6 protein-coding genes are annotated in these 7,573 nt (G+C 54.5%); 1 reads left to right on the top strand and 5 read right to left on the bottom strand.

Annotation, left to right across the window (positions count from 1 at the left end):
* Nucleotides 1-110: 110 nt before the first annotated feature.
* The 5 genes from HMPREF0494_RS01875 to parE form a co-directional block, all read right to left on the bottom strand.
* Nucleotides 111-1,046, bottom strand: a complete 936-nt coding sequence (locus HMPREF0494_RS01875) for a manganese-dependent inorganic pyrophosphatase (RefSeq protein WP_007123219.1) — start codon at nucleotides 1,044-1,046, stop codon at nucleotides 111-113.
* Between the two features lie 97 nt (nucleotides 1,047-1,143).
* Complete coding sequence (locus HMPREF0494_RS01880) at nucleotides 1,144-1,620, bottom strand: NUDIX hydrolase (protein WP_007123220.1); 477 nt, start codon at nucleotides 1,618-1,620, stop codon at nucleotides 1,144-1,146.
* Between the two features lie 12 nt (nucleotides 1,621-1,632).
* Nucleotides 1,633-2,151 carry a DUF1836 domain-containing protein gene (locus HMPREF0494_RS01885; protein ID WP_007123221.1) on the bottom strand — a complete coding sequence of 173 codons (519 nt, stop codon included), beginning with the start codon at nucleotides 2,149-2,151 and terminating at the stop codon, nucleotides 1,633-1,635.
* A gap of 31 nt (nucleotides 2,152-2,182) precedes the next feature.
* Nucleotides 2,183-4,660 (bottom strand): DNA topoisomerase IV subunit A, encoded by a 2,478-nt coding sequence (parC, locus tag HMPREF0494_RS01890; RefSeq protein WP_040458659.1) that lies wholly within the window; start codon nucleotides 4,658-4,660, stop codon nucleotides 2,183-2,185.
* A gap of 22 nt (nucleotides 4,661-4,682) precedes the next feature.
* Nucleotides 4,683-6,674 (bottom strand): DNA topoisomerase IV subunit B, encoded by a 1,992-nt coding sequence (parE, locus tag HMPREF0494_RS01895; protein WP_007123223.1) that lies wholly within the window; start codon nucleotides 6,672-6,674, stop codon nucleotides 4,683-4,685.
* Between the two features lie 221 nt (nucleotides 6,675-6,895).
* On the opposite strand from parE, the gene plsY reads away from it, so the two are divergent.
* Nucleotides 6,896-7,525, top strand: a complete 630-nt coding sequence (plsY, locus tag HMPREF0494_RS01900) for a glycerol-3-phosphate 1-O-acyltransferase PlsY (RefSeq protein ID WP_007123224.1) — start codon at nucleotides 6,896-6,898, stop codon at nucleotides 7,523-7,525.
* Nucleotides 7,526-7,573 lie beyond the last annotated feature (48 nt).

Below are 7,573 nucleotides of genomic sequence, written 5' to 3' on the forward strand. Positions count from 1 at the left end.
TGCGGACTGAAAACGGACATAAGCCCCCGACCATACCGATACGCCAAGCAAAACGAAAAACTCGCTCAGCAGAAGCATTGGGAGCTGAACGAGTTTTTTGGATTATGAAATTAGCCTTCAAAAACCTTTGTCAGTGGTGGGACCACTTGCTTCTTCCGGGAAACAACACCTGGCAGGTTCATCCGGTGGTGGTCATCCAGCTTGTGGTTGAAGGCCTGTTCAACCTTTGCCGTATCGTCACCGATAACCAGCAGTTCGGAATCACTGTTTAAAATGTTAGTAGCGATCAGGATGAAGACCTGGTAGCCGTTAGCGTCCATCAGTTCACGCATCTTCTTTTCCAAGTCAGCCTGGCGCTTGAAGACGTCATCCAGTTCAACCGCGTTGACCTGGCCGATCCGCAGCTTGGTACCGCCCAGTTCAAAGGTCTTGGCGTCACCGTCAACGATGTCCGCGTCAGACTTGGCGTCAACGTCGGCCCCCGCCTTCAGCATTTCTACACCGTACTTCTCGTAGTCGTCAACCCCAGCAATCTTTGCCAGGTGTTCAACGGCTTCCCGGTCATGGTCAGTCGTCGTTGGTGAGTTCAAGAGCAGGGTGTCAGAAATAATTGCTGACAGCATCATTCCGGCCAGGTTTGCTGGAATATCAATGTGCTTTTCCTGAAACATTTCGGTCAAGATGGTGGAAACACAGCCGTATGGCCGCAAGTTAGCCCACAGCGGTTGAGCAGTGTTAAAGTTGGCGATCCGGTGGTGGTCAACCAGGTGGGTGACGGTGAGCTTGTCAATGTCGCTAACGCTTTGTTGCGGTTCGTTGTGGTCAACCAGCATGACCTTGTCAACTTCGTTTGCCGCAGTCTTAATCACGCGGGGAGCCTGCATACCAAACTTCTTTAAGGCAAACTGAGTTTCCGCGTTTGGTTCACCCAGGGCCACTGCTTCCGTCTCGTATCCCAATTGGTTTTGGAAGTATGAGTACGCCATGGCCGCAGTAATGGCATCAGTATCTGGCTTTTGGTGCCCAAAGACTAATTCTTTTTCCATAAAGTAATTCCTCCAATTTATCCCCCGCCGGTCCAACACCTCGCGGCAGGATTATTCATTCACTATTCTATCATGATTCCGGTAATGGTGCGGGCAATTAGTGGATTATTTCTGTCCGGTGCCGGTGAAAGTAATCCCTCGCCACCGTCCACATGGCCGCGTGTTGCTGGTTAAAGAAGCGGGGCGGCTGCCCATCCAGCGGAAAGCGGGCCGTCCGTACCGTTTCCGTAGCCTTGACCGGGTAGCTATTCTGCTCAAGTTCCCGGACTAGGTAGAAAGCATTGACGGGCTGCACCTGGTCCCCATTCGGATAAGTATATAGGTCACCGTCCTGGAGTTTTAGGAGCTTCACCGGTGCCACCACTACCCCGGCGTCCTCTTTAAACTCCCGGACGACGGTCTGCCCAAAGCTTTCGCCATAATCCATATAGCCCCCGGGGAAACCCCAGTCACCGGTATCCGCCCGCTCCTGCAAGAGAACAGCACCATCTTTGTCAATCAAGGCTCCCGACGCACTGGTTAAAATCAAGGGCCGGTGGCCAACTAGGGCCCGCAAGTCTGCAATATACGCCATCAAGCATCCCTCCTAGGAATTATGATTCTGCCGCGCCTGGTCGAGGTAGGATTGCCAGTAGAGCTGGCAGCTGACCATCCACAACAGCTTATCCAAAGCGGCCTTCTCATCCGAGTCATCGGTCCCAATTGGGGCTAGGTCGGGGCGTAAGCCAAAGACGTACTGGTAGTCTTCTTCCAGGCGGGCGCAAAAGTAGTCGTAGGCCGCGGCGAGGTCGTGGTTCCGGGCCTGAACCTGCAGTAAAAACCGCAACTCGTCGAAGGTGGCGACCCGCCGGCAGGCCGCCACAAAAATCAGGGCGGCAAGCTGTTCACGGTCATACCGGCGCTGGTGGGAATGACCGACGAGGCCCCGCTTCACGTAACTGCTGACGGTCCCCGTGGAAATCCGCAGGGGGGCTAGGCCATCAAAGGTTTGGTTTAAATAGCGGGTCACTTGTTCCAAGTAAAGACCCAGCCGCGGCAAGTCATCATAGCGCGGCATAATCAGCTCCTGGGTGGCATTCCTTATCTGTCGCCTGATAATTCCCATCAAATCACCCCACTAGTCTGTATGCACCCCGTTAATTTTGCAGTAGTGCTTCCTGTTCCCCTTCATGGAGGATGTTGGTTTCTTTAATCCGGATCTTGACCGGCGTTCCCTGGGTTTCGGTGTCGATTACAAAGGTCCCGTTCGACTTAATCGAGCCAAGGTGGTGGTCACCAACCGCCACCTCCTGGAATTGCGGCCGGTCGGTAATAATCTCAAAGTTCCCCGCAAAGTCAGCGTCATAGGCTAGGAAGTCGGCAATCTTGTGCGGATGGCTCTTGAGCCGGTGCAGGACCAGTTCCCCGCGCCGGGCCCGGGCACCGACCGCAATCTCGTCAATCGGCATTTCCTTAAAGGCCCCGCGTTGGGTGATTGAGGCAACCCGTTGCCCATCCTTGACCAGTACCAGGTCGGCCAGGGTATCATCATCCTTCAAGTTAATCGCCCGCACACCGGCCGTGCGCAGCCCCGTAACTGGGACGTCAGCCACGTCGAAGCGGACGGCATACCCTTCTCGGCTGATTGCCAGGAGCGACCGGTTTTCGTCCGTGGGTTCGTAATAGTCCACACTGACCACCGTGGCGTCAGCACTCTTAAGCTTCACCGCCATGCTGGCGTGGCTCTTGTAACGGGAACCCGGTTGGTAATCCTTATAGGCGGACTGTTTGACCTGGCCGTCAGAGGTCCCGAAGATGAATGATCCTGGCAAGTCAAGCTTGTCAAAGACCATCGCCTTGATAATTTCCTCGTTATCCGTCAGGCCGATCGTTTGCGAAATGTGCTCCCCGGTATCCTTCCAGCGGACGTCCGCCAGTTCGTGGACCGGCCGGTAAATTACGTGGCCGCGGTTGGTAAACATAAAGAGGTGGGCCAGCGTGTTGGTCTGGGTGACCAGCAGCGGGTAATCGTCCTCGCGCAGGCCGTCTTCATCCAATGATGAGGCTTTAAAGGAGCGGATGCTGCTTCGCTTGATGTAGCCAGCGTGAGAAACCAAGACAACCACGTCTTCGTTGGCAACGGTAACCTTGGTGTCAATTTCCAGTTTCTCAACCTGGTCCTCAATCTGGGTCCGCCGCGGGTTGCCAAACTCCTTTTTGACCGCCTGCATTTCCCGGCGAACCACCTTCGATAGTTCTTCATCGTCACTCAGGATCAACTGGTATTCGTCAATCAGGTCGTTCAAGTGTTGATGTTCGTCCTCCAGCTCGGTGACGTCGGTGTTGGTCAACCGGTACAGTTGCAGGGTCACGATGGCTTCTGCCTGGACATCACTAAAGGCGTACTGGTCAATCAGGTTCTGCTTGGCGTCCTTCCGGTTCTTGCTGGCCCGGATGGTCTTAATGACCTGGTCGAGGATGGACAGGGCCTTGATTAACCCCTCGACAATGTGAAGCCGACGCTGGGCCTTATCAAGGTTATAGCTGGTCCGCCGCCGGACGACCTCCTTTTGAAAGGCCAGGTAGGAGGTCAGAATCCGTTTCAAGCCGACCCGCATTGGCCGCTGGTCATCAATTGCCACCATGTTGAAATTATAGTTGATCTGCAGGTCGGTGTTTTTCAGCAGGTAGTTTAAAATGCCGGCCGCGTTGGCATTGCGTTTGAGCTCAATGGCAATCCGCAAGCCGCTCCGGTCGGTTTCGTCCCGGGCTTCGACGATGCCTTCGACTTTCTTTGCCAGGCGGAGGTCGTTAATCCGTTTCACCAGCTGGGCCTTGTTGACTTCGTACGGAATCTCGGTCACGTTAATCTGCTGACGACCGCCGCGGAGGGTTTCGATTTCCGTCTTGGCCCGGACAACGATCCGGCCACGACCGGTCTGGTAGGCCTTTTTGATCCCCTCAACCCCCTGGACAATCCCGCCGGTTGGGAAGTCGGGACCAGGGATAAACTCCATCAGCTTCTCCAGGCTGGCGTCGGGGTGTTTAATCAGGTAAATCAAGGCATCCAGAACTTCAGCCAGGTTGTGGGTCGGAATTTCCGTCGCGTACCCAGCGGAAATCCCGGTCGCCCCGTTGACGAGCAGGTTGGGAATCCGGGCGGGCAAGACGGTGGGCTCCTTTTCGGTATCATCGAAGTTCAGGGTCATTTCGACCGTGTCCTTGTCAATATCCTGGAGCATCAGGCCGGCAATCTTGCTTAACCGGGCCTCGGTGTACCGCATTGCCGCGGCCGGGTCCCCGTCCATCGAACCGTTGTTACCGTGCATTTCGACCAGTGGTTCACGGAGCTTCCAGTCCTGACTAAGGCGAACGAGGGCCTCATAAATCGAACTGTCCCCGTGGGGGTGAAAGTTCCCCATGACGTTACCGACGGACTTGGCGGACTTCCGAAAGCCCTTGTCATAGGTATTGCCATCCTTATTCATCGCGTACAGAATCCGCCGCTGCACCGGCTTGAGGCCATCGCGGATATCTGGCAGGGCCCGCTCCTGAATGATGGATTTTGAATAACGGCCAAACCGCTCACCCATGAGCCGTTCAAGCGACATTGTTTCAATTTTTGCGTCTCTCACGAAACTGATTCCTTCCTCTCACTTATTGCTTAAGGTGTTTCTTGCTGGCAACCAGTTCATCGGATTCCTGGTCGTCACTCAGAGTGAATTGGACGTTTTCCTCAATCCACTCCCGCCGTGGTTCCACCTTATTCCCCATCAGGGTTGTTACCCGGCGCTCTGCCAACTCGGCGTCTTCGATCCGCACCCGGATTAGGGTCCGGGTTTCCGGGTTCATCGTTGTTTCCCAGAGCTGGTCGGCGTTCATTTCCCCCAGCCCCTTGAACCGCTGCAACTGGGCTGTTTTACCCATCCGCTTGGTCAGCTTGGTTAATTCTTCGTTGGTCCAGGCGTAGGTGATCTTGGTCTTGGCGCCCTTTCCCTGCTGGAGCCGGTAGAGGGGTGGCAGGGCAATGTAGACCTTGCCCGCCTCGATCATCGGCCGCATATACTTGTAGAAGAAGGTCAGCAGGAGGATTTGAATGTGGGCCCCATCATCATCGGCATCGGTCATGATGATAATCTTGTCGTAGTTGGAGTCGTCAACGTCAAACTCGGAGCCGGCTCCCGCACCGACCGTGTAGATAATCGTGTTTAACTCTTCGTTTTTCAGCACGTCGTCGAGCTTCGCCTTTTCGGTGTTCAGCACCTTTCCACGAAGGGGCAGGATTGCCTGGTACTTCCGGTCACGACCTTGCTTAGCCGACCCGCCGGCAGAATCCCCTTCAACCAGGAAGAGTTCGTTTTTCTGGGCGTTTTTCGACTGGGCCGGGGTGAGCTTGCCGGACAGGTTGCGTTCCTTGCGGCTCTTCCGCTTCCCGCCCCGGGCCTGGTTCCGGGCTTTGCGGGCTGCTTCCCGGGCTTCCCGGGCCTTGAGGGCCTTGCGGATTAACATTTGGGCAAAGTCGCCGTTTTCCATCAGGGCGTAGTTGAGCTGTTCGCTAACAACTGTATCAACAATCTTGCGGGCTTCCGGCGTCCCCAGCTTATCCTTGGTCTGGCCTTCAAACTGGAGCAGGCGTTCCGGGATCCTGACAGAGACGACCGCCGTCAGCCCCTCCCGGACGTCACTGCCTTCGAGGTTCTTGTCGTTAGCCTTTAGGAGGCCAACCCGCTTAGCGTATTCGTTAAAGGTCTTGGTCCAGGCACTGCGGAACCCTGCTTCGTGGGTCCCACCGTCTGGCGTCCGCACGTTGTTGACAAAGGAAAGCAGGGTCTCGGAGTAACCATCATTGTACTGGGCAGCGACTTCAACCTCGACCCCTTGATCCTTACCATCAAAGTAGAGGGTCTTGCCCAGGGTATCCTTTCCTTCGTTGAGGTAGGAAACAAACTCTTGGATACCGTCATCAAACTGGAAGACGTTTTCCTGCTCCTGGCCCGGCCGCTTATCAGCCAGGACAATTTTGATTCCCTTGAGCAGGAAGGCCGATTCCCGCAGGCGGTTTGCTAAAGTATTATAGTCGTAAGTTGTGGTTGTAAAAATGGCCGGATCCGGCTTGAAGGTTACTGTTGTCCCACTATCCACCCGGGTCTTGCCCAGCTTTTTCAGGGTCCCAACTGGTTGCCCACCATTCTTAAACTTTTCCTGGTAGCGAACATGGTCCCGCACGATCGTCAACGTTAAGTTGGTTGACAGGGCGTTGACGACGGAGGCCCCGACCCCGTGCAGGCCACCAGAGGTCTTATAGCCGTCGGCCTGGCCAAATTTTCCGCCAGCGTGGAGGACCGTCATGATAACTTCTGGTGTGGGCTTACCCGAGGCGTGCATCCCCACGGGCATCCCCCGGCCATGGTCCTGAACCGTAATCGAGTTGTCGGCCTCAATGGTCACGTTGATCTCGTCGCCATAGCCGGAAAGAGCTTCATCCACCGCGTTGTCAACGATTTCGTAAACTAAGTGGTGTAACCCCCGGCCATCAGTCGAGCCGATATACATCCCCGGCCGCTTGCGGACTGCCTCCAGACCCTTTAAGACCTGAATTGATGATTCATCGTATTTTACTTTCTTCGTGGTCACAAAATGACCTCCCATACCACATTTTGAACATTTGTTCGCTAATTGAATTTTATCACGACTGCTGGGGACTGACAATCCCGCCAGCGCTCGTCGCTAAAATAGTTACAATATTGATAATACTCAAATTAAAGTTATTTCGCAAACCACAATCTGATTTTTAAGCAGGGAGAGCTATCGTCAAACGCTTTTTCATGGTATCCTAACTTTGATAAGCACATTATTGAGGAGAATTAAAGATGACGGTTAAAATATGTGGGATGATTATCATCGCCTACTTACTCGGTTCGATCCCGTCAGGTTTGTGGATCGGACGAATTTTTTATCATAAGGATATTCGGCAGCTGGGGAGCGGCAATATCGGCACTACCAATACCTTCCGAACGCTGGGGCCAAAGGCGGGAACCGTCGTCCTCTTCATGGACGTTCTCAAAGGAACCCTGGCGGCCAGCCAGCCCTACCTGCTCGGGGTCAGCCACAGCGTCAACCCATTATTGATTGGCCTCTTTGCTTCACTGGGCCACACGGTTTCAATCTTCGACCACTTTCACGGCGGAAAAGCCGTGGCGACCAGCGCCGGGATTCTTCTGGCGTATAACCCGCCGCTGTTTGGGATTGCCTGCCTGATCTTTATCGGTACTCTTCTCCTAACGTCGATGGCCAGTGTTGCCAGTATCATCGGCATCACCTCAATTTTCATCATTGCCCTCTGCGAACGGGACCTGATCCTGTCACTGGTTGCTGGGATTCTGACGGTCCTGGTGCTATACCGGCACAAGGGCAACATCAAACGGATTATCACTGGCAAAGAGGCCATGGTTCACTTCGGGCTGGGGCATTACCTGCGGGAAAAGGACCATGGGAAATAAAAGTTAGTGTTTGAAACGCGTAAACACCAAAGATTAGCGACTTCGGCC

The organism is Limosilactobacillus antri DSM 16041, assembly GCF_000160835.1.
In the GTDB taxonomy this organism is placed as follows: domain Bacteria; phylum Bacillota; class Bacilli; order Lactobacillales; family Lactobacillaceae; genus Limosilactobacillus; species Limosilactobacillus antri.